At 69.7% G+C, this 19,124-nt stretch carries 15 protein-coding genes; 11 read left to right on the top strand and 4 right to left on the bottom strand.

Features of this window, described 5'->3' with window-relative positions; genetic code table 11:
- The first annotated feature begins 26 nt into the window (after positions 1-26).
- Positions 27-317 (top strand): YMGG-like glycine zipper-containing protein, encoded by a 291-nt coding sequence (locus VPA02S_RS25945; RefSeq protein WP_230537887.1) that lies wholly within the window; start codon positions 27-29, stop codon positions 315-317.
- Positions 318-391: 74 nt separating this feature from the next.
- Here the strand turns inward: VPA02S_RS25945 and VPA02S_RS25940 are convergent, their stop codons facing one another.
- Positions 392-1,060 carry a DedA family protein gene (locus VPA02S_RS25940; RefSeq protein ID WP_062366482.1) on the bottom strand — a complete coding sequence of 223 codons (669 nt, stop codon included), beginning with the start codon at positions 1,058-1,060 and terminating at the stop codon, positions 392-394.
- A gap of 198 nt (positions 1,061-1,258) precedes the next feature.
- On the opposite strand from VPA02S_RS25940, the gene mutL reads away from it, so the two are divergent.
- The 4 genes from mutL (at position 1,259) to VPA02S_RS25920 (ending at position 5,996) form a co-directional block, all read left to right on the top strand.
- Positions 1,259-3,142: a DNA mismatch repair endonuclease MutL gene (gene mutL, locus VPA02S_RS25935; RefSeq protein WP_062366480.1), complete on the top strand. Its 1,884-nt coding sequence runs from the start codon at positions 1,259-1,261 to the stop codon at positions 3,140-3,142.
- Positions 3,143-3,327: 185 nt separating this feature from the next.
- On the top strand, positions 3,328-4,326 hold the full coding sequence (locus VPA02S_RS25930; protein WP_012748564.1) for an alpha/beta hydrolase: 999 nt from the start codon (positions 3,328-3,330) through the stop codon (positions 4,324-4,326).
- A gap of 33 nt (positions 4,327-4,359) precedes the next feature.
- A complete protein-coding gene (gene miaA / locus VPA02S_RS25925) occupies positions 4,360-5,349 on the top strand; it encodes a tRNA (adenosine(37)-N6)-dimethylallyltransferase MiaA (RefSeq protein ID WP_062366478.1) in 990 nt (329 codons plus the stop codon).
- Complete coding sequence (locus VPA02S_RS25920) at positions 5,346-5,996, top strand: ABC transporter ATP-binding protein (RefSeq protein WP_062366476.1); 651 nt, start codon at positions 5,346-5,348, stop codon at positions 5,994-5,996. The genes miaA and VPA02S_RS25920 overlap by 4 nt, the downstream gene beginning before the upstream one ends.
- A 5-nt stretch (positions 5,997-6,001) precedes the next feature.
- Here VPA02S_RS25920 and VPA02S_RS25915 read toward each other — a convergent pair whose 3' ends face one another.
- Positions 6,002-6,958, bottom strand: a complete 957-nt coding sequence (locus tag VPA02S_RS25915; RefSeq protein ID WP_062366474.1) for a threo-3-hydroxy-L-aspartate ammonia-lyase — start codon at positions 6,956-6,958, stop codon at positions 6,002-6,004.
- A 114-nt stretch (positions 6,959-7,072) separates the two neighbouring features.
- On the opposite strand from VPA02S_RS25915, the gene VPA02S_RS25910 reads away from it, so the two are divergent.
- From VPA02S_RS25910 to VPA02S_RS25890, 5 genes are all read left to right on the top strand, one after another.
- A complete protein-coding gene (locus VPA02S_RS25910; RefSeq protein ID WP_062366472.1) occupies positions 7,073-7,780 on the top strand; it encodes a GntR family transcriptional regulator in 708 nt (235 codons plus the stop codon).
- Positions 7,777-8,682, top strand: coding sequence for a phytanoyl-CoA dioxygenase family protein (locus VPA02S_RS25905; protein WP_062366470.1), 906 nt, complete (start codon positions 7,777-7,779; stop codon positions 8,680-8,682). The genes VPA02S_RS25910 and VPA02S_RS25905 overlap by 4 nt, the downstream gene beginning before the upstream one ends.
- Positions 8,683-8,686: 4 nt before the next feature.
- On the top strand, positions 8,687-10,051 hold the full coding sequence (locus VPA02S_RS25900) for an NAD(P)H-dependent oxidoreductase (protein ID WP_062366468.1): 1,365 nt from the start codon (positions 8,687-8,689) through the stop codon (positions 10,049-10,051).
- A 148-nt stretch (positions 10,052-10,199) separates the two neighbouring features.
- Positions 10,200-10,571, top strand: coding sequence for a YciI family protein (locus VPA02S_RS25895; protein WP_062366466.1), 372 nt, complete (start codon positions 10,200-10,202; stop codon positions 10,569-10,571).
- Entirely contained in the window at positions 10,568-11,797 is a 1,230-nt protein-coding gene (locus VPA02S_RS25890) for an RNA polymerase sigma factor (RefSeq protein ID WP_062366464.1), read from the top strand. The genes VPA02S_RS25895 and VPA02S_RS25890 overlap by 4 nt, the downstream gene beginning before the upstream one ends.
- Positions 11,798-11,815: 18 nt before the next feature.
- Here the strand turns inward: VPA02S_RS25890 and VPA02S_RS25885 are convergent, their stop codons facing one another.
- Positions 11,816-13,219 carry a serine hydrolase domain-containing protein gene (locus tag VPA02S_RS25885; protein WP_244883761.1) on the bottom strand — a complete coding sequence of 468 codons (1,404 nt, stop codon included), beginning with the start codon at positions 13,217-13,219 and terminating at the stop codon, positions 11,816-11,818.
- Positions 13,220-13,319: 100 nt separating this feature from the next.
- Here VPA02S_RS25885 and VPA02S_RS25880 point away from each other — a divergent pair, with 100 nt between their 5' ends.
- Positions 13,320-15,926, top strand: a complete 2,607-nt coding sequence (locus VPA02S_RS25880; protein WP_174545097.1) for an FtsX-like permease family protein — start codon at positions 13,320-13,322, stop codon at positions 15,924-15,926.
- A gap of 594 nt (positions 15,927-16,520) precedes the next feature.
- Here the strand turns inward: VPA02S_RS25880 and VPA02S_RS25875 are convergent.
- Complete coding sequence (locus tag VPA02S_RS25875) at positions 16,521-19,064, bottom strand: penicillin acylase family protein (protein WP_062366460.1); 2,544 nt, start codon at positions 19,062-19,064, stop codon at positions 16,521-16,523.
- Positions 19,065-19,124: the final 60 nt, after the last annotated feature.

Raw genomic sequence — 19,124 nt, 5'->3', positions numbered from 1 at the left:
ATCACTCTAGAAAGGTGGACACCATGATGATGAAGGCACGAATCTGGATTTCCGCTGCAGCGGCAGGCGCGGTCATGGCGCTGGCCGGTTGCGCGTCCGGCCCCAACCAGAACCTGGGCACCGGCATCGGCGCGCTCGGCGGTGCGGCCGTGGGCCACGCCATCGGCGGCAACACCGGCAGTACCCTGGGCGGCGCGGCCATTGGCGGCGTGATCGGCAACCAGGTGGGCCGCAGCGTCGACGAGCGCAACTACTACGAGAGCCAGCGCGCCTATCCGCCGAACACCTATTACCCGCGCAACGGCCCGAACTACTGACCTTTTACCAATCCTGACTCTCTCTCTCTGCTCGAGCGCGCCATCACTGGCGCGCTTTTTTTGTCCGGTGCCGATCAAGCCTTCGAAGGCAGCTGCGCGCGCGCCTTCTCTGCACGCGATGCGCGCCAGGCACCGAAGATCGCGATCAGGCCCGGCACGAAGATCAGCGCCCAGATGATCTTGTCGAGATGCTCGCGCACGAACGGCAGGTTGCCGAAGAAGTAGCCCGCCGTCGCGATGCCCAGCACCCAGACCAGCCCGCCCACCACATTGAACATGCTGAACTTCGCGCGGCTCATTTCGGCCACGCCGGCCACGAAAGGCGCGAAGGTGCGAATGAAGGGCATGAAGCGCGCAAGGATGATCGTGATGCCGCCATAGCGCTCGTAGAACGCATGGGCCTGGTCGAAGGCCTTGCGGTTGAAGAAGCGCGAGTCCTCCCACTTGAAGACCTTGGGCCCGAAGTAGCGGCCGATGCTGTAGTTGCACTGGTCGCCCAGGATGGCCGCAGCAATGAGCACTGCGCAGGCCAGCGGAAAGCTCATGAGCCCCACGCCGCACAGCGCGCCCACGATGAAGAGCAGCGAGTCGCCGGGCAGGAAAGGCATCACCACCGCGCCTGTCTCCACGAACACGATCAGGAAGAGCAGCGCATAGACCCAGGGGCCGTAGGCAACGACGAAGGCCTCGAGGTGTTTGTCGACGTGCAGGATGAAGTCGACGAGAAAGCTGATGATTTCCATGGTCGCGGATTATCCTTGCTGCGCGCCGCATGGCGTCCCCAGACGAATTCGGAGATCCAACATGACAGGTCGATACATCCAGACCTGTTCTGGCGCCAGCAGCCCGATGTACCTGGCGGCCTGACACGCTGATGCCAGGCTGAAAGGGCTACTGCGGGCAGCGGCGCGGCGGCGGCAGCCGGCTTCTAGAATGCTCGCGTGAGCGCCCTTCCCTCTTCCATTCCGTCCCCCCAGCGCCGTCCGATCCGCGAACTTCCCGACGAGCTGATCAGCCAGATCGCCGCGGGCGAAGTGGTCGAACGCCCGGCCTCCGTGGTGCGCGAACTGCTCGACAACGCGCTGGACGCCGGCGCGCGCCAGGTCACGGTGCGGCTGGCTTCGGGCGGCGTGCGGCTGATCTCGGTGGAAGACGACGGCCAGGGCATTCCGCGCGAAGAACTCACGGTGGCGCTGCGCCGCCATGCCACCAGCAAGATCGCAAGCCTCAACGATCTCGAGACCGTCGGCACCATGGGCTTTCGCGGCGAAGCGCTCGCGGCCATCAACGCCATTGCGGAACTCAGCATTCTTTCGCGCTTTGCGGGCGCCGACAGCGCCTTCGCGCTCGACGGCCGCACCGGCGAATTGCGGCCGGTGGCCCGCGCCGCCGGCACCACGGTCGAGGTGCGCGAGCTTTTCTTCGCGACGCCCGCGCGGCGCAAGTTCCTGAAGACCGACGCCACCGAGCTGGCCCACTGCATCGAGGCCGTGCGCCGCCATGCGCTGGCGCGGCCCGAAGTCGGCTTTTCGGTGTGGCACGACGGCAAGCTGATGGAGCAATGGCGCGCCGCCGACCGGCGCGAGCAGCGCCTGGCCGATGCGCTCAGCGACGACTTCGTGGCGCAGAGCGTGGCCGTCGAGTACTTGGGCGGCGCGGTGCGCGTGGCCGGCCGTGCCGGCATTCCGGATGCGGCCCGCTCGCGCGCCGACCAGCAGTTCTTCTACGTCAACGGCCGCTTCGTGCGCGACAAGGTGCTCTCGCATGCCGTGCGCAGTGCCTACGAGGACGTGCTGCACGGCCAGCGCCAGCCCGTGTATGCGCTGTACCTCGAAATCGATCCGTCGCGCGTCGACGTGAACGTGCATCCGACCAAGATCGAGGTGCGTTTTCGCGATGGCCGCGAGGTCCACCAGGCGGTGCGCCATGCGATCGAGAACGCGCTTGCGGCACCGCGCGCGGGCGATGCCGTCACGCCCGCGGCGCTGCAGCAACCCTTTTTCAAGCCGAACGTGCCCGCGTCGGGTGCAGCCTGGGCCCAGCCGGGCATCAATTTCGTGGCGGCGGAGCGCGGCGCCGGCGATTTCGAGGCCCTGTGGCCCCAGCGGACCGGCGGCTCGAACCCCGGATCCGGCGCTTCCCCCTGGCCCGCTGCCGAAGCGGCGCCGGCAGCGTTCCGGGCCCCTGCCGGGCTGCCGGCCGAATCGACGGCTCCTGGCGCCCTGTCCACCAATGAGCAAGCCTGGCCCCTGGGCCGCGCGCTGGCGCAGCTGCAGGGCATCTACATCCTGGCCGAAAACAGCCAGGGCCTGATCGTGGTCGACATGCACGCGGCGCACGAACGCATCGTCTACGAGCGGCTCAAGACCCAGCTCGACGGCGCCGCCATCACGAGCCAGCCGCTGCTGATCCCGGCCACCTTCGCGGCCACGCCCCAGGAAGTGGCCACCGCCGAGGCCTGCGCCGCGGTGCTGCCCACGCTGGGGCTGGAAATCACGCCGTTTTCGCCGCGCACCCTTGCGGTGCGTGCGGTGCCGGGCACCCTGGCCGACGGCGATCCGGTGGAGCTCGCGCGCAGCGTATTGGCCGAACTGGCGCAGCACGATGCCAGCACCGTGGTGCAGCGGGCGCAGAACGAATTGCTCTCGACCATGGCCTGCCATGGTGCGGTGCGGGCCAACCGCAGGCTCACGATCGACGAAATGAACGCTTTATTACGTCAAATGGAGGCCACCGAGCGTTCGGACCAGTGCAACCATGGCCGTCCGACCTGGCGGCAGCTGTCGATTCGGGAGCTGGACGCGCTTTTTATGCGCGGCAGATAGCAAATCAGGGCATTTTGAGGGTTTTTCCGGAGTTTTTGGAGGTCATCCGCGAAGCGGGCACGGGCGTTGCATATGTAGAACAAAGTGCCACTTGAGGGCGCTTGGGGGGAAGTGCTGGGGCGCAGTGTCGGCGCGCTCCTTGCTCGAGCATGAACTTTCCGCCGGCTTCGCTGTCCCTCTAGTCCATGAAACGCTGGTCCCTCCTTGCCTCCGTTCTTTCGCTGTGCGCCCTCCTGGCGGCCGGCTGCTCCACGTTCGACGAACAGCAGCGCGAGTGGATCTTCCAACCCAGCGACCGCAGCTGGGGCAACACCGCGACCATGACCGAGGGCATGCAGGACGTCTGGATCGACTTCCAGTCCTCCATCACCGGCGAATCCGCCCGCCTTCACGGCCTCTGGCTCGGCGGCGAGCCCGAGACCACCGACCGTCCGGTCATGCTGTACCTGCACGGCGCCCGCTACAACGTGGCCGGATCGGCGCCGCGCATCCAGCGCATGCACGAGCTCGGTTTCTCGGTGCTGGCCATCGACTACCGCGGCTTCGGCAAGAGCTCCAAGGGCCTGCCCTCGGAAGAATCGGCGCGCGAGGACGCCCGCGCCGCCTGGACCTGGCTTGCGGCCCGGCATCCGCGGCAGCACCGCTACATCTTCGGCCACTCGCTGGGCGGCGCCATCGGCATCGACCTGGCCGCCAGCGTCAACGACGAGAGCGGCACCATCGTCGAAAGCACCTTCACCTCCATTGCCGACGTGGTGAGCGGCTTCAAGTGGGGCTGGCTGCCGTTCGGCCCGTTCATCACGCAGCGCTTCGAGGCCATCAACCGCGTCAAGGACATCGGCGCGCCGCTGCTGGTGGTGCATGGCACCGCCGACAGCCTGATCAACCCCACGCTGGGCCGCAAGCTCTACAACGCGGCCACCGTGCCCAAGCTCTTCGTGCTGGTGGAGGGTGGCTCGCACCACAACACCAATTCGATCGGCGAGGCGCAGTACCGCTCGGCGCTTTCGCAGCTGTTTCGCATGAAGCCCGAGACCACGCTGGCTTCGCGCCAAGGGGAAGGCACGCCGGTGCTGCGCGGCACGCCATCGCTGCCGGCCGCACCGGCGTCCCCGCGCACCGATTCGCCCGCCTTGCCGCAAGAAGCGCGCGGCAAGGCCAGCGCCAGCGCGCAGGCGATCTGAAGCTTCCGGTTTTGTTGTTACCCTCGGGCGCTTATGCCGCCCTCCGCTGCCGCCTCCGGCCTTCCTGAAAACCCGACATACATCGCGCTCGCGGGGCCGACCGCCTCCGGCAAGACGGCGGTGGCGCTCGCGCTGGCGCGGGTGCGCCCGGTGGAGATCGTCAGCGTCGATTCGGCGCTGGTCTATCGCGGCATGGACATCGGCACCGCCAAGCCCAGCCGGGCCGAGCAGGCCGCCGTGCCGCACCACCTGATCGACATCCTCGATCCGCGCGAAAGCTACAGCGCCGCCGCCTTCGTGGCCGACGCGACACGGCTCATCGGCGAGATCCGCACGCGCGGCGCCCTGCCGCTGCTGGTGGGCGGCACCATGCTCTATTTCAAGGCGCTGTTCGACGGCATCGACGCCATGCCCGCCGCCGATGCCGCCGTGCGCGCGCGCATCGACGCCGAAGCCGCCGCGCTGGGCTGGCCTGCCATGCATGCGCGGCTCGCCAAGGTCGACCCCGTGACCGCCGCGCGCCTGGCGCCGCAGGACAGCCAGCGCATCCAGCGTGCGCTCGAGGTGTGGGAGAGCAGCGGCGAGCCCCTGTCGAGCTTTCATGCCGGCGACAAAGACAAGGCAGTGAAGGGCTTGGCCGGCGGCGCGCTGTTCTCGCTCGAACCCACCGAGCGCGCCTGGCTGCATGCGCGCATTGCCGAGCGTTTCGACGCCATGCTGGCCGCCGGCTTCCTCGACGAGGTCAGGGCGCTGCGCGCACGCGGCGATCTTTCCACCGAGCTTCCCTCGATGCGCTGCGTGGGCTACCGGCAGGCCTGGGAAATGCTCGACGCATGCGGCGGCGCGCAGCCCGATGCCAAGGCCGTCGGCACGCTGCGCGAGCGCGGCATCGCGGCCACGCGCCAGCTTGCCAAGCGGCAGATCACCTGGCTGCGCAGCATGCCGGCGCGCACCGTCATCGCCTGCGACGCGCCCGGCGCGTTGCAGACCGCTGTTCAACGCATCGCAGGCACCACCGCATGACCCTGCGCATTTCCGGGCTCGCCAAGCACTACGGCGACGTGCCCGTCTTCGAGAACGTGACGCTCGGCGTCGAGCCCGGCGAGTTCGTCGCCATCGTGGGCGAATCGGGCGTCGGCAAGTCGACGCTGCTCAACTGCATGGCCGGGCTCGACAGCTGGGACGCCGGCACCGTCACGCAGGGCGGCGTCGACATCGGCGCACTCGACGGCGAAGCCTGCGCGCTCTGGCGCCGCCGCCACGTGGGCTTCGTGTTCCAGGCCTTCCACGTGCTGCCGCACCTGGACGTGGCGCAGAACGTCTCGCTGCCGCTGATGCTGCTGGGTGGCAAGCGCCATGAAGGCCGCGTCGCGCACATGCTCGACGCGGTGGGCCTGCCCGGCATGGGCGCGCGGCTGCCGCAGACGCTCTCGGGCGGCCAGCTGCAGCGCGTGGCAATCGCGCGCGCGCTGGTGCACCGGCCCGCCCTGCTGCTGGCCGACGAGCCCACCGGCAACCTCGACCCGGGCACCGCTTCGAAGGTGATGGAACTGCTGATCGGCCAGACGCGCGAGCACGGCGCCTCGCTGGTGCTGGTGACGCATTCCGAGAGCGCGGCAGCCCGTGCGGACCGCCTGCTGCACCTCACGGCCGAGGGAATCCGCGCCTGAGCGGGCTACGCGAGCAACGCCGCGTAGCGCGAGAGGTCGACGTTGCCGCCGCTGACCACGATGCCCACGCGCTGGCCCGCGATGGCCTTGCCCGCGGCAACGGCGCCCGCAAAGGCGAGGCAGCCGGTCGGCTCCACCACGGTCTTCATGCGCTCGGCAAAGAAGCGCATCGCATCGACGAGCTGCGCGTCGGTCACGGTGAAGATGTCGTCCACGTCGCGCCGGATGATGCCGAAGGTGTACTCGCCCAGGTGCTGCGTCTGCGCGCCGTCGGCAATGGTCTTGGGCGTTTCGATGTGCACGATCTTTCCCGCGCGCAATGATTGCTGGCCGTCGTTGCCCGCTTCGGGCTCCACGCCGTAGACCTTGCAACCGGGCGCCAGCGCGCGCGCCGACAGCGCCGAACCCGACAGCAGCCCGCCGCCGCCCAGGCACACGAACAGCTGGTCGAGCGGACCGGTCTCCTCGATGAGTTCCTTCACCGCCGTGCCCTGCCCGGCGAGCACGTCCGGGTGGTCGTAGGGCGGGATCACCGTCATGCCGCGCTCCTGCGCAAGCCGCTTCGTGAGCGCCTCGCGGTCTTCGGTGAAGCGGTCGTACATCACCACTTCGGCGCCGTAGCCCTTCGTGGCCGCAACCTTGGCCGCGGGCGCGTCCTTGGGCATGACGATCACGGCCGGCATCGACAGGAGCCGGGCCGACAGCGCGATGGCCTGCGCATGGTTGCCCGAAGAGAACGCGATCACGCCGCCCTTGCGCTGCGCGGCGTCGAACTTCGAGAGCGCGTTGAAGGCGCCGCGGAACTTGAAGGCACCCATGCGCTGGAAGTTCTCGCACTTGAAGAAGAAGCTGGCGCCCCAGCGCTCGTCGGCCGTCTGCGATTGCAGCACGGGCGTGCGGTGGGCGTGGCCCTTGAGCCGCGCGGCCGCGGCGATGACGTCGTCGTAGGTAGGTAGTTGCATGGGCCGAGCTTAGCGGCGGGTTACCTTCTTTTGCAGCCCCCATGGGTAAAAACCCGAGATACGCGGCGGCTCCGGATTCCGTACTCTGTATACAGAGTTCAAGGAAAGCCGTCTATGCCCGCCCAGCTCGTCAGCATCGAAGCCGCGCCCGACCTCGTCGACCAGGTCTACCGCGCCCTGCTCGGCGCCATCAGCAGCGGCGCGCTGGCGCCCGGCGAGCGGATCACGCAGGAAGACATTGCGCAGCGCCTGTCGGTGTCGCGCCAGCCCGTGCTGCAGGCGCTGCGCCTGCTCAAGAAGGACGGTTTCGTGCACGACGCGCCCGGCCGCGGCGTGCTGGTGGCGCCGCTCGACGCCGACTGGATGCGCAAGGTCTACCAGGTGCGCGGCGCGCTCGACGTGCTGGCCGCGCGGCTCGCGGCCGCACAGCGCTTTCGCATCGACCCCAGGCTGCTGGAGCGTGGCCGCCGCGCGGCGCGCGGGCGCAATGTCGAAGCCATGATCGATGCCGATCTGGCCTTCCATCAGGCCATCTACGAGGCCTCGGGCAATCCGCTGATCGGCCAGAGCGCCGACCAGCACTGGCGCCACCTGCGCCGCGCGATGGGCGCCGTGCTGCAGGCCGAGCCGCAGCGCGAGACGCTCTGGGACGAGCACGAAGCCATCGCCGCCGCCATTGCGGCCGGCCATGCGCAGCGCGCCGCGCAGCTGAGCGAGGAACACGTCGCCCGGGCCAGCGAGGCACTGGGCCGGCGGCTCGCGCAGCAGCTCGCGCGCACCGCATCCGCATCCACCCCCACCCGCAAAGGAGACAAGGCATGAAGTTGACCCCCGAGCAACGCGCGCAGTTCGAGCGCGACGGCTACCTGTTCTTTCCCGGCCATTTCTCGCCCGAAGAAACCAGGGCGCTGACCGATGCGGTGCCCGACCTGTACAGCAAGCGCGAGGCCTTCAACGTGCGCGAGAAGGGCTCGGACGCGGTGCGCACCAACTTTGCCGCGCACCTGATCAGCGAGCCCTTCGCGCGGCTCGCGCGCCATCCGCGCATGGTGGAGCCGGTGATGGACCTCTTCGGCGAAGAGGTCTACATGCACCAGTTCAAGATCAACGGCAAGATGGCGTTCGAAGGCGACGTATGGCAGTGGCACCAGGACTACGGCACCTGGCTCAACGACGACCTGATGCCCACCGAGCGCGCAATGAACGTCGCGATCTTCCTGGACGAGGTGAACGAGCACAACGGCCCGCTGATGTTCATTCCGGGCAGCCACCGCAAGGGCGTGGTGGATGCGAAGCACGACCTCACGACCACCAGCTATCCGCTGTGGACGGTGGACAACGACCTGATCCGGCAGCTGGTGGACCGCGCTGGCGGCAAAGGCCACTACGACGCGGCGGGCCGCCACATCGGGGGCGGCATCGTCTCGCCCAAGGGCCCCGCCGGCTCGATGATCCTGTTCCATAGCTGCCTCGTGCATGCCTCGGGCAGCAACCTCTCGCCGTTCAACCGCGTGGCGGTGTACCTGAGCCTGTGCGCGGTCAGCAACCACATCCGCCGCCACAAGCGGCCCGAGTACATCGCGCACAGAAACTTCGCGCCCATCGAGCTGCTGCCCGACGATTGCCTGCTCAAGCCCTACCCGGTCGAGGTGCCGTGGAAGAACGGCCTGCCCGAGAGTGCCCTGCAGACCTCGCTCGAAGTCCTCGACACCGCGGAGGCCTGACGCCATGAGCCTCTACACCCGCCTGCAGCAGCGCGCCGCCGAAGGCCGCCCCATCCGCATCGGCCTGATCGGCGCCGGCAAGTTCGGCTCGATGTACCTCGCGCAGATTCCGCGCACGCCCGGCGTTCAGCTGGTGGCGATTGCCGACCTCTCGCCCGCGGCGGCGCGCGCCAACCTCGAGCGCGTGGGCTGGAACCCGGAGCGCGCCGCGGCGGGCTCGGTGCAGGAAGCCCTGAAGACGGGCAGCACCTGGATCACCGACGACTGGCAGGCCGTGACGCGCGAACCCGCCATCGACATCGTGGTCGAGTGCACCGGCAACCCGGTGGCAGCCGTCGAGCATTGCCTGGATGCGTTTGCGCATGGCAAGCACGTGGTCAACGTCACGGTCGAGGCCGATGCCTTCTGCGGCCCGCTGCTCGCGCGCCGCGCGCAGCAGGCCGGCGTGGTCTATTCACTGGCCTTCGGCGACCAGCCCGCGCTGATCTGCGACCTGGTCGACTGGGCGCGCACCTGCGGCTTTCCGGTGGTCGCGGCCGGACGCGGCCACAAGTGGCTGCCGCACTTCACCGAATCGACGCCCGAGACCGTCTGGGGCAACTACGGCCTGACGCCCGAACAGGCGCTGCGCGGCGGGCTCAATCCGAAGATGTTCAACAGCTTTCTCGACGGCTCCAAGCCGTCCATCGAAAGCTCGGCGGTGGCCAACGCCACCGGCCTCACCGTGCCTTCGGACGGCCTGCTCTACCCGCCCGCGAGCGTGGAGGACATTCCCTTCGTCACGCGCCCCCGGAGCGAAGGCGGCGTGCTCGAACGCAAGGGCATGGTCGAGGTCATTTCCTCGCTCGAGGCCGACGGGCGAAAGATCCCCTACGACATCCGCATGGGCGTGTGGGTCACGGTCGAGGCCGAGACCGACTACATCAAGAACTGCTTCGAGGAATACAACGCCCACACCGACCCGAGCGGGCGCTACTTCACGCTCTACAAGCGCTGGCACCTGATCGGCCTGGAGGTCGGCATGTCGGTGGCCAGCGTCGCCTTGCGCGGCGAGCCGACCGGCGTGGCCACCTGCTGGAACGCCGACGTGGTGGCCACGGCCAAGCGCGACCTCGCGCCCGGCGAGATGCTCGACGGCGAAGGCGGCTACACCGTCTGGGGCAAGCTGCTGCCGGCCGAGCGCTCGCTCGGCCTGGGTGGGCTGCCGCTCGGGCTGGCGCACAGCGTCAAGCTGGTGCGACCGGTGAAGAAGGGCCAGAGCCTCTGCTGGGCCGACGTGGCCATGGACACCTCGACCTCCGCCTACCGGCTGCGAAGCGAGATGGAGGCCATGTTCGCCCCCGCCGCGCAGCAGGCCAAGGCGGCCTGAAAGCCTAGGTAGCGCAACCGTTGCGCCGAACGGCAATCGCGTAAAAAATCATCTGCTCGACACGGACGCCGTGTCGAAATGACCGGCTGCGGGCCGTCATTGTGGTGAGCGATCCTGCTCAGCCTCTTTTCCACGATGGAGAGACACCATGCAGTACATGTTGATGTTCTATCAGCCCGCGGCCGAATTCGAACAGCGGAACGACGCGTCCTCGCAGGCCTACCGGGCCAGCTGGGTGGCGTATGCCGATGCGGTTCGCCAGTCGGGCATTTCGCTCGGCGGGCACGGCCTCCTGCCGCCGATGACCGGCACCACGCTGCGCGTGCGCGGCGACAAGCGCCAGGTGCAGGACGGCCCCTTTGCCGACACCAAGGAGCAGCTCGGCGGCTACTTCGTGGTGGACGTGCCGGACCTCGATGCCGCGCTCGAATGGGCGGCCCGCGCGCCCTGCGCAGCCAGCGGGGGCGTGGAGGTGCGGCCGGTCTTCACGGCCACGGCCATCGCGGCGGCCACACCGTGAACCACCCGGCGGCTCACCAGGCCGCCGAACGTGCGGCGCGCGAGTCGTACGGCCGCCTGCTGGCCATCCTGTCCGCGCGCACGCACGACATCGCCGCATCGGAAGATGCGCTCGCCGAGGCCTTCGCGCGCGCACTGGAGCGCTGGCCGGCCGACGGCATTCCCGCACAGCCCGAGGCCTGGCTGCTGAGCGTGGCGCGGCACCGCAAGCTCGACGCCTGGCGCCACAGCCGCGTGCAGGACGACGCAACGCAGTCGCTGCTGCTCTTGGCCGGCGAGATGGACGACGCCCCTGAGGGCGTAGCCGTGCCCGACGAGCGGCTGCGCCTGATGTTCGTCTGCGCGCATCCGGCCATCGATGCGGCGGCGCGCGCGCCGCTGATGCTGCAGACCGTGCTCGGGCTCGACGCGGCCCGCATGGCCGGTGCCTTTCTCACCGCGCCTTCCACGCTGGGCCAGCGGCTGGTGCGGGCCAAGGCACGCATCCGGGCCGCGGGCATTCCCTTCGAGTACCCGCAGGCGCGCGAACTTCCGCAGCGGCTGCAGGACGTGCAGGGCGGCATCTACGCCGCCTACGGCACCGGCTGGGACGACGTCGACGGCGCCGACGCCCTGCCGCGCGGCCTCACCGCCGAGGCCATCGACCTCGGCCGCATCCTGTGCAGCCTGATGCCCGATGAGCCCGAGCCGCTGGGCCTGCTCGCGCTGATGCTCTTCTGCGAAAGCCGCGCCGCGGCCCGGCGCAGCGAGGCCGGCGCCTACGTGCCGCTCGACCAGCAGGACCCGCTGCGCTGGAACCCCGACCTGCTCGCGGAGGCCGAACGCTGCCTGCGCCGGGCCTCGGAGATGAAACTTCTCGGCCCCTACCAGCTGGAGGCCGCCATCCAGTCGGCCCATTGCGAGCGCCGCGTCGGTGCGCCCGTGCCGCCCGAAGTGCTGGTGTCGCTCTACGAAGGACTGCTGGCGCTGCGGCCCAGCATCGGTGCCCAGGTCAGCCTGGCCTGTGCGCTGGCCAATGCGCGCGGCCCCGACGTCGGCCTGCGCGCGCTGGAGGCCATGCCGGCGGCCGAGGTGCAAAGCTACCAGCCGTTCTGGGCCGCCCGCGCGCACCTGCTCGCGGCCGGCGGTGCGCGCGCCGCGGCACGCCAGGCCTACGACCGCGCAATCGGCCTCAGCAGCAACGCCGCCGTGCGCGCCTACCTCAACGCAATGTCGGAACGGCTTTGATCTTCTGGCGCCGAGCGCTCAATCCTGCGGAGCGGCCACCGCCTCGCCCACCCTCTGCGCATCGAGCCGGCTGCCGCCCTGCGCCAGCGTCACGCCGACCACCGCGTTGCCTTCGCCGCGCCGGAAAGTGACTTCGGCGCCGATGGCCGTGACCGCGAAGCGGTCGCTGCCGATGGGCGTGAGCGCGTTGTAGCCCCGGCCTGTCTCGCGCACCTGCAGGCGGCCGCTGCGCACCGCAAAGCCCAGCGTCTTGGCCCTGTTGATGCGGAACTCGCCCTCGTAATCCGCAAGGCGCTGCGGATCAATCGGCACCTGGGCGGTCGGCACCGGATAGCGGCTCTTGCCGATGGCCAGCATCACGGACTGAAGCGGCGCGCGCGCATTGCTGCCGAGCACGATCAGCGCTTCTGCGGTGTCGGGCGCAAGCAGCCACAGCGTGCGGTAGCCCTCGGTCACGCCGGCGTGGTAGTAGGTGCGCCGGCCGCCCTCGGGGCCGCGCACCATCACCGCATAGCCGATCTCGGCGCCTTCGTAGCGCGCGAGCGGCGTGAGCATGCGCACGGCCGCGGGGCCCAGCGGACCGCTGGCGCCGGCGAGGATCGCGCGGCTCAGCGTGAGCATGTCGGCCGCCGTGGAACGCAGCGCGCTGGCCGGCGCATAGGCCGCCATGTCGAGCAGCTGCTGGCGCCGGTCGCCGGCAAAGGCCGGTGCCATGCGCGAGGCCTTGTCGCCGAGCTGGATCACCGTGTCGTTCATGCCCAGCGGCTCGGTGATGCGCGCGCGCACCAGCTCGCCCCAGGTGGTGCCGAGCCGTTCGGCCAGGACCTGGCCCAGCAGCGCCATCCCGAAATTGCTGTACGCCGCTTCGCAGGGCGGCGCCGGCGCCGTGAGCCGGATGCGCGACAGCGCATCCCAGAACGCCGCCTTGTCGAAGGCACGGAACTGCGCGGCCAGCGCGGGCCCGCCGGCCACGCCATCGGCCATCACGGGCATGCAGCCGGTGTGGGTCACGAGTTGGCGCAGCGTCACGGAGGCCACCGCAGGAGAGAGCCGCGCCGCCAACTTGCCGGCCAGCAGCTGGCCCACGGTGTCGTCGAGCTTCACCTCGCCGCGCTCCACCGACTGCGCCAGCAGCAGGCCCGTGAACACCTTCGTCACGGAGCCGATCTCGAACATCGGCTGCTCGGCGCTGTTCGGCTCGATGGCGCGCGGCGCCGCAGCGGGCTCCGGGTTGTGCGCCACGCCATAGGCGGCGTTGCCGCCGCGCAGCACGCCGACCACCAGCGTTCCCCTTTCGGCGCCCAGCGCCGTCTTCGCGATGGCGGCGGGATCGCTGGCCAGGGTGATGGGCAGCGGCTGTGCCCATGCGGCGGCGGCCGGCAGCAGGGCAGCAAGCCAGGCGGCCGTCCATCGACGGGCCAAGGCGGAGCAAGAAAGCCGCATCGTGGAATTCCCCAGGCATCGAAGAGGCGCCATGGTGCCACGGCCGCGGAACTTCGCGCGCGCCGGCCACAATCGCGGCATGCGTGCCTTGCTCTCCACCTTCTCATGGCAGGAACTGCGCCACCATCCCTGGCGCAACGCCGCGGCCGTGCTGGCCGTGATGCTGGGCGTGGCGCTCGCGTTCTCGGTGCAGCTGATCAATGCTTCCGCGCTCGATGAATTCTCGAGCGCCGTGCGCTCGGTCAACGGCCAGCCTGATCTCGAAGTGCGCGCCGTGCAGGGCAGCTTCGACGAAGCGGTGTTCGCACGGCTCGCGCAGCATCCGCAGGTGGCGCTCGCGAGCCCGGTGCTCGAATTCCAGGGGCTCGCGCTGGCCGGCGAACGCCAGCTGCCGATGCGCGTGATCGGCATCGATGCGCTGGCGCTGCCCAGCATCGCGCCGGCGCTGATGCCGCAGCCCGGCAGGAATGCCGCGCGCTTTGCGATGCTCGCGCCGGGCCATGTGTTTCTCAACGCCGCGGCGCGCAGCGCGCTCGGGCTCCCGGCCGAAGCAACAGAAGGCCGCGTGGAGACGGTGCAGCTGCGCACGGGCGGCGGCGCCTGGCGGCAGCTCGAGGTGGCAGGCCACGTCGCCGCCGGCGGCGCGGCGCTGGCGGTGCTGGACATCGGGGCCGCGCAGGACCTGTTCGACAAGCTCGGCCAGCTCAGCCGCGTCGACCTGAAGCTCGCTCCCGGCACCGACCGCGCGGCCTTCACCGCATCGCTGCAGCGTTCGCCGGGCTGGCCCGCCGGCCTGCAGTTTGCCGAGCCCGGCGATGCGGCCGAACGCGTGAGCAATCTCTCGCGCGCCTACCGCGTCAACCTGACGGTGCTCGCGCTGGTGGCGCTTTTCACCGGGGCCTTCCTGGTGTTCTCGGTGCTGGCGCTCAGCGTGGCCAAGCGCGCGCAGCAGTTCGCGCTGCTCGGCGTGCTGGGCCTGACGCCGCGCGAGCGCTTGCGCCTGGTGCTGGTCGAATCGCTGGTGCTGGGCCTGATCGGAAGCGCCGCCGGCCTTGCGCTGGGCACGGCGCTCGCGGCCTTCGCGTTGCGCGTGCTTGGCGGCGACCTGGGCGGCGGCTACTTCGAGGGCGTGGCGCCCACGCTGCACTGGAGCAGCGGCTCGGCGCTGCTGTACGGCGGGCTCGGCGTGCTCGCGGCACTGGTGGGTGGCTGGTGGCCCGCGCGCGCGGCGCAGGCGCTGCCCGAAGCGCAAACGCTCAAAGGCCTGGGCGCCGCACCCGTGCAGAGCCATGGCCACTGGCTCGCGCTCGGCCTCATTGCCGCCAGCGCGGCGCTGGCCAACATACCGGCTGTCGGCGGCATTCCGATAGCGGCGTATCTCTCGGTGGGCTGCCTGCTGGTGGGCGGCATCACCGCGCTGCCCTGGCTCATTGCGCTGCTGTACGACCGCATCGCGCCTGTGTTCGCAGAGCGCGTGCTGCCGATGCTGGCCATCGAGCGCGCGCGGCGCATGCGCGGCACCGCGGCCGTGGCGGTGAGCGGCGTGGTCGCGAGCCTGAGCCTTGCAGTGGCGCTCACGGTGATGGTGGCGAGCTTTCGCGATTCGGTCACGCATTGGCTCGACGTGGTGCTGCCGGCCGATCTCTATGTTCGCGCCACCTCGAGCGGCCGCTCCGGCAATTCGGGCACCCAGAGCAGCAGCGACACCGCCACCTTCGCGCCGGCCTTCGTGCAGGCGCTGGCACGGCTGCCGGGCGTGGAACGCATCGGCACGCTGCGAACCCGATCGCTGCAACTCGACCCCGCGCAACCCGCGGTCACGCTGATCGCGCGAAGCCTCGAGGGCGGCGCGTCGCAGGCGCTGCCGCTGGTGGGGCCCGCGCTGCCGGTGCCCGCCGGCCAGGTCGGCATCTACGTGAGCGAGCCGATGGTCGAGCTGTATGGCGCGAAGCCGGGTTCGCTGTTCGCGCCGCTGTCGGCGGCGTTGGCCACCGCTGGCTCTGCCCCGGCTTCGTTCTTCGTCGCGGGCGTGTGGCGCGACTATGCGCGGCAGTTCGGCGCCATCACGATGGACGCACGCGACTTCGAGCGCCTGACGGGCGAACGCAACGTGAGCGACGTGTCACTGTGGCTCGCGCCCGGCACATCCGAGGGCGCGGTGCAGGCCGCGGTGCGCGAGCTGGCGGCACGCGGCGATGGCTCCGATTCGACTGCGACGAACGTCGAGATCTCGTCGGTCGGACAGATCCGCGCCACCTCGCTGCGCATCTTCGACCGCAGCTTTGCGGTGACCTACTGGCTGCAGGCCGTGGCCATTGCCATCGGCCTGTTCGGCATTGCCGCGAGCTTCAGCGCGCAGGTGCTGGCGCGGCGCAAGGAGTTCGGGCTGCTCGCGCACCTGGGCTTCACGCGGCGGCAGGTGCTGGCGGTGGTGGCCGGCGAAGGCGCGGCATGGACCGCGATCGGCGCCGTGGCGGGGCTCCTGCTCGGGCTCGCGGTGTCGGTGGTGCTGGTGAAGGTGGTCAATCCACAGAGCTTTCACTGGACGATGGATCTGCTGGTGCCCTGGGGACGGCTGCTGGTGCTCTGCGCGGCCGTGGTTGCTGCGGGGACGGTGACTGCGTGGCTGGCGGGGCGGGCTGCTGCGGGGAGGGATGTTGTTTTGGCTGTGAAGGAGGATTGGTAGTTTTGGGTTCGGGGGCCGGGTCTCGCCCCGGCGGGCGACTCACTTTCTTTTGCTTCGCCAAAAGAAAGTAAGCAAAGAAAAGGCGACCCTACTGTCTGCGTCCCTCCGCTTCGCTGCGGGCAACCTGCGGTGCTCGATTCCGGCGGGGGTCCGCAGAACTCGCTTCGCTCAAACAGCTGCGGCCCTGATCCCGCCTCCATCTGCGCTCCTCGGCGCATACAGAAGGGTGGGAGCGGGTGGCCTTCGCTTCGCTCGGCCCCAACAGCCCAACTCAATACCAACAGCCAATACCAACCACCGCGGCGCTGCGCGCCGCGGTGGCTTGGTGGCCGAGCGAAGCAAAGGCCCGTGTGGTTTGCCCTCCCCTCTGTATGCGCCGAGGAGCGCAGCGTTTCGCGGATCAGGGCTCGCAGCTGTTTGAGCCGAAGGCGAGTTCTGCGAGACCCCGCGAAACGCGAGCACCGCAGGTTGCCCGTAGCGAAGCGGAGGGTCGCAGACAGTGGGGTCGCCTTTTCTTTGGCTACTTTCTTTTGGCGAAGCAAAAGAAAGTAGCTCGCCCGCCGGGGCGAGACCCGGCCCCCGAACCCAAAAAACCTAAGGCAAAGAAGGCATCAACCGAACCCTCTCCACAGTCTCCCTCTCCACCGCCCCCCGGCTATAAACCAGCGGCACGTACTTCCCCTCGAGCCAGAGCGGCGCCAGATCCCGATAGTGCGGACTGTCCGGATCCCCCGACTGCCCCGGCGTATTGATCGCCCGCGAGGCATCCCAATTCCCCACGTCCAGCACCATCCGGAACGAAGCTCCCGACGTGAGCTTGTAGTCATTGGCGCGGTAGCTGGCCGCCATCGGCGTGAACGCCGAGCCCGACATCGGCCAGTCGCCGACTTCCAGCTTCTTGCGCGTGGCCGCATCGACCACGCCGCCGAGCGGATGGCGGAACTCCGCGCGGTGCAGCGCGCCCCACTTCCACGCCGACATGTCGGGCCCGAGCTTGGCCGTGAGCTCCTGCATCGCGGGCGGCAGGGTTTCGAGCAAGAGCGCATCGCGCTGTGCATCGCTCACCCAGCCGAAGGGGTTCTCCAGCAGCAGCAGCATGCGCGTGTTGTCCCCGGGTGCTGCCAGCGAGGCCGCGGCTTCGCCGGCACCGGCCTTGAGCACCGCCGCGCGCAGCGTCTTGGCGCTCCACACTTCATACAGCGCAGCGGCGGCGCTGTCGCGGTCCATGGTGCCGTCCCAGCCTTGCAGCAGCCGCAAGCCGGCGGCCGTGCGGGCATCGTCGCTGCGCAGGCCGGCCAGGAGCTTGAGCAGGCGCTGGGCCGGCGTGGCGACGATGTCGTTCTGCATGCGCTCCGAATCCTCGAGCGTGAAGCGCGAACCCGAGGCGGCCTTTCTCTCGAACAGCTCCTTGAGGCGGCGCGCACGCGCACCGTCGCTCCACTCGTAGCCGATGCCCTTCTTCGCGGCCGGATGATCGGGCGGGATGTTGTTCTCGTTCGCGGTCACGACATAGCCGCGCGCGGGGTTGAACTCCGAGGGCAGTTCGTCGCCGTTGCGAAAGCCCGACCACTCGTAGCGGCCATCGCCCGGCACCGGCATGAGGCCGTCCCAGTTGGGGCGGATCGGCGTGAGGCCGCCCGGAATCCAGCCGACGTTGCCATTGCGGTCTGCATAGACCTGGTTTTCGCCGGGTGCGCCCCAGCGGTTCATGGCGGCGCGGAACTGGTCCCAGTTCTGTGCGCGCATGTAGTCCATCGAACCGAAGTACGGCGCCATGCCGGGCTCGAGCCACGCAGCGCGCAGCGCGAATGCACGCCGCTTGCCGGGCTCGGACAGCAGCACCGGGCCGTGCCGCGTGAAGGTGTTGACCACCTCGCGCGGCGCGCTCTCGCCGCGCACGGCAATGCGCTCGGTGACGCGGGTCATCGGCTCCCATCGGCCCTGGTAGCGGTACTCGTTCGGGTTCCGGGGATTGAGCTGGTACACGTACAGGTCTTCCTGGTCCATGTAGAAGCGCGTGAGACCGAAGGCGATGGTGCCGTTGTGGCCGATCGAGAGGCCCGGCAGGAAGGGTTCGCCGGCGCCGATCGCGTCCATGCCGGGTGCGCTGAGATGCGCCATGTAGCGCAGGCTCGGCGCGCCGTGGGCGCGGTGCGGATCGTTGGCAAGGATCGGGCGCCCGGTGGCGGTGAGCTTCGGCGCGATGACCCAGTTGTTGCTGCCATAGGCGGCCGTCGGATCGCCTTGCAGCGCCTGCTGCTGCTCTTTCTCCTCCTCGGCACTGCGTGCTGCAGCTTCGGCGCTGCCGGGCTGCAGGAGCACGGACGCGGTCGCCGCCCCGGCCAGCCGTGTGTTGTCCTTGGTGAAGCGCGGCGGCTCGGTGGCGCGCAGGTAGGCCGCGCGCAGCTCGGCCGCCGGGATGGTGCAGGGCTCGAACCCCACGGGCACCTTGGGCGTGACCGGCGGATCGAGCTCGCGGCGCAGCCAGTCGGCCTTGATGCCCTGGCCGCCGGCACAGAAGGCGCGCGCGCGGTCGATCTCGGACGTGAAGTTGAGCGTGAGGCCGTGATGGCGGATGCGCACCACGTCCTCGGCCGACCAGGGCGATGGCTGGTAGCCCAGCAGCGCGAACTCCTTCGGCAGCAGCGCCGGCTGCGCACGCACCTGCGCCACATAGGCGTTGACGCCGGCCGTGAAGGCCTCGGCCACGCGCTTGGCATCGGAGCCGTAGGCCAGCCATTCGCGGTACATGTCGCCGCGGTAGAGCACGGCGCGCGCGGCGCGGTCGCTCTCGACCCAGGCGGGGCCGAAGTCCTTGGCCATCTCGCCCAGGCCGCGCTTGCGCCAGAGGTCCATCTGCCAGAGCCGGTCGCGCGCGGCAATGAAGCCCTGCGCAACGAACGCGTCGTAGAGCGTGCCCGCATAGAGATGCGGCACGCCCCAGCGGTCGATCAGCACCTCGGCGGGCTTCTCCAGGCCGGGCACCGCGAAGGACGACGGCGCGCGCGGCGGCGTCTGCACATCGGGTGGTCCGGATGCGCAACCCGCGAGCACCAGGGCCGCGAGCGCCGTGGCGCCAATGGAATGCCTTTGACCTAACGAACGCCGCGACGTGGGGCGCAGGTGTCTTGTTCTCATGCGTCTTGTCTCCTGCCGGGTGGAATTTGGCAGCGCACAGTATCCCGATTTGCGCGTTCG

The organism is Variovorax paradoxus NBRC 15149 (assembly GCF_001591365.1).
Lineage (GTDB): Bacteria > Pseudomonadota > Gammaproteobacteria > Burkholderiales > Burkholderiaceae_C > Variovorax > Variovorax paradoxus.
Note: the sequence above shows the minus strand (reverse complement) of the source record. Positions and strands in the feature narration are given on the sequence as shown.

What these genes read in the sequence shown, in the direction of transcription:
- VPA02S_RS25945 (WP_230537887.1), top strand. Translation starts at nt 27, where the DNA reads ATGATGAAGGCACGAATCTGGATTTCCGCTGCAGCGGCAGGCGCGGTC.
- VPA02S_RS25940 (WP_062366482.1), bottom strand. Translation starts at nt 1,060, where the DNA reads ATGGAAATCATCAGCTTTCTCGTCGACTTCATCCTGCACGTCGACAAA.
- VPA02S_RS25930 (WP_012748564.1), top strand. Translation starts at nt 3,328, where the DNA reads ATGAAACGCTGGTCCCTCCTTGCCTCCGTTCTTTCGCTGTGCGCCCTC.
- miaA (WP_062366478.1), top strand. Translation starts at nt 4,360, where the DNA reads ATGCCGCCCTCCGCTGCCGCCTCCGGCCTTCCTGAAAACCCGACATAC.
- VPA02S_RS25920 (WP_062366476.1), top strand. Translation starts at nt 5,346, where the DNA reads ATGACCCTGCGCATTTCCGGGCTCGCCAAGCACTACGGCGACGTGCCC.
- VPA02S_RS25915 (WP_062366474.1), bottom strand. Translation starts at nt 6,958, where the DNA reads ATGCAACTACCTACCTACGACGACGTCATCGCCGCGGCCGCGCGGCTC.
- VPA02S_RS25910 (WP_062366472.1), top strand. Translation starts at nt 7,073, where the DNA reads ATGCCCGCCCAGCTCGTCAGCATCGAAGCCGCGCCCGACCTCGTCGAC.
- VPA02S_RS25905 (WP_062366470.1), top strand. Translation starts at nt 7,777, where the DNA reads ATGAAGTTGACCCCCGAGCAACGCGCGCAGTTCGAGCGCGACGGCTAC.
- VPA02S_RS25900 (WP_062366468.1), top strand. Translation starts at nt 8,687, where the DNA reads ATGAGCCTCTACACCCGCCTGCAGCAGCGCGCCGCCGAAGGCCGCCCC.
- VPA02S_RS25895 (WP_062366466.1), top strand. Translation starts at nt 10,200, where the DNA reads ATGCAGTACATGTTGATGTTCTATCAGCCCGCGGCCGAATTCGAACAG.
- VPA02S_RS25880 (WP_174545097.1), top strand. Translation starts at nt 13,320, where the DNA reads ATGCGTGCCTTGCTCTCCACCTTCTCATGGCAGGAACTGCGCCACCAT.
- VPA02S_RS25875 (WP_062366460.1), bottom strand. Translation starts at nt 19,064, where the DNA reads ATGAGAACAAGACACCTGCGCCCCACGTCGCGGCGTTCGTTAGGTCAA.